The organism is Candidatus Symbiopectobacterium sp. NZEC135, from assembly GCF_025962695.1.
Window position 1 is genome coordinate 1 of sequence record NZ_JAGFPF010000303.1, and the last position, 1,851, is coordinate 1,851.

3 protein-coding genes are annotated in these 1,851 nt (G+C 51.3%); 2 read left to right on the forward strand and 1 reads right to left on the reverse strand.

Annotated features, from left to right (window positions below; genetic code table 11):
- A partial coding sequence (locus J5224_RS26190) for a tyrosine-type recombinase/integrase (RefSeq protein WP_264628107.1) occupies positions 1-701 on the forward strand: 701 nt, incomplete at its 5' end.
- A gap of 158 nt (positions 702-859) precedes the next feature.
- Here J5224_RS26190 and J5224_RS26195 read toward each other — a convergent pair.
- The gene (locus J5224_RS26195; RefSeq protein WP_264628108.1) at positions 860-1,054 is read right to left on the reverse strand and encodes a YlcI/YnfO family protein; all 195 of its coding nucleotides are present in this window, start codon (positions 1,052-1,054) and stop codon (positions 860-862) included.
- 185 nt (positions 1,055-1,239) lie between these two features.
- Between J5224_RS26195 and J5224_RS26200 the strand changes: the two genes are divergently transcribed.
- Positions 1,240-1,590: a hypothetical protein gene (locus tag J5224_RS26200; RefSeq protein WP_264628109.1), complete on the forward strand. Its 351-nt coding sequence runs from the start codon at positions 1,240-1,242 to the stop codon at positions 1,588-1,590.
- Positions 1,591-1,851 lie beyond the last annotated feature (261 nt).

The window sequence follows — 1,851 nt, forward strand, 5'->3', positions numbered from 1 at the left end:
TTCTGGATGGCGTTGTGACTCCGGTTGTGACCCAACATCATCCTGCCCTGCCGCTGAAACGCCTACCAGAACTGCTGGTGAAGATTGATAGCTACCAAGGTCGGATGCTAACTCGACTAGCGCTGGAACTTAATCTCCATGTTTTCCTGCGCGCCAGTGAGCTACGTCTTGCCCGCTGGGATGAATTCAACCTGAAAGTGCATATCTGGACCGTGCCACCCCAGCGCGAAGCGGTAAACGGCGTGAGATTCTCAGAACGTGGCGCAAAAATGAGGGATGAACATCTGGTGCCGCTGTCACGGCAGGCGGTCGCCCTACTGGAACAGATTCGGGCAATTTCTGGCGAATCAGTCTTTGTTTTTCCGGGTGCACATACGTTGAACAAGCCGATGAGTGAAAACACCATCAACAAGGCGCTGCGCGTTATTGGCTATGACACCAAAACCGAGGTGTGCGGCCACGGTTTCAGGACCATGGCCTGTAGCGCCCTGAACGAGTCCGGACGCTGGTCAAAGGATGCCATCGAGCGACAGATGAGTCACAAAGAGCGCAACGGTGTGCGGGCAGCTTACGTGCATAAGGCGGAGCATCTGGAAGCCAGAATCGAAATGATGCAGTGGTGGTCAGATTATCTGGATGTCAATCGAGAGGGTTATGTCGCACCCTATGTTTATGCGCGGAGTAACGCAGGGAAGCATTGATCTTGCCGCTGACGCGTTACCCACACAGGCTCCCGACAGGCTTTCTATTCCATAGAAAGCCTGTCGGGAGCAATTTCGTTGCATCATGCATGCAGCACTGATTCACAACAAGAACGCCTTTGCCGCCCTTCCCATTCTGTCAGTCACTGCTCATAACGCTATGATTTCGTCGATTTGCCCTGCCGTGAAGCAGCCAATTTTTTGTTGCAGGCATCCAGCACCCAGGCTGAAAAATTCGCGTCAGGGTCATTCGCTTTTTCCAGCGCGACGCTGGCATTGATTGCTTCGATAAGCTCGTGCGGGAAACGTATTCCCTTTGTTGTCGAACGTTTGTTTTTTGAGCCTGTAGGCATGCCGTTTTCCTTTTCACTGAACGAACACTATACAAGGGAAAATAATTTTCAAACACGTTGACGTGTATGTGCACCTAGCGTTATGGTGTATGTGCACCAAAAGAGAATTTATGGTGAAAAACGAAACCCCGCAGTGCGCCAACACTCACCGGGCTTCTGACCACAACATTAAGGAGACTAATGCTATGGCTGATGCTGATAGTAACACGCGCACGCCTTATCAATCACTGGCGGAGTGCGATAGCCTGTATTCTGCCATGAGCGCCGCACTGGCTCATCTGGACTTCTCGATCATGGACAACGATGAATTGTTGCTGGCCGCCTATTATTGCGCTGAAACCCGCGCCGGACTTTGCCATTGCCTCAATTTTATCGGTGACGCACTGATCACCTTTGCCGAAAATGAGGTGTACGAATCCACACCTGAGAGCTTATGCCAATTAGGGCATGGGCTGACCGCTATCTGTCTGCTTATCCCTGCCCTCACCGATATGCAGGAACGCGCGCAAGCACTGACCAGCAAGACAACGTGCTGAACCTAGCACTCCCGATCAAAGCTCTGCCGTCAGTAGTGACGGGCAGAGCTTTTTTGTTGGTGGAACTGCATAACCAAAAACTCATCACATTCGATATTGAGTAATTTAACGTCACGCCTTCCCTTTCTCGCTAGCATTCCCCAACGACATACTTCAACAGGGGAATAAAATGCAGCCCTGCGGACACACCAAGCATGAGGCATTTAGGCTTATTAATTTCTGCGCTCCGCAGGAATTATCAAGTGGCGTGAGGCGAGTAAA

What these genes read in the sequence shown, in the direction of transcription:
- J5224_RS26195 (WP_264628108.1), bottom strand. Translation starts at nt 1,054, where the DNA reads ATGCCTACAGGCTCAAAAAACAAACGTTCGACAACAAAGGGAATACGT.
- J5224_RS26200 (WP_264628109.1), top strand. Translation starts at nt 1,240, where the DNA reads ATGGCTGATGCTGATAGTAACACGCGCACGCCTTATCAATCACTGGCG.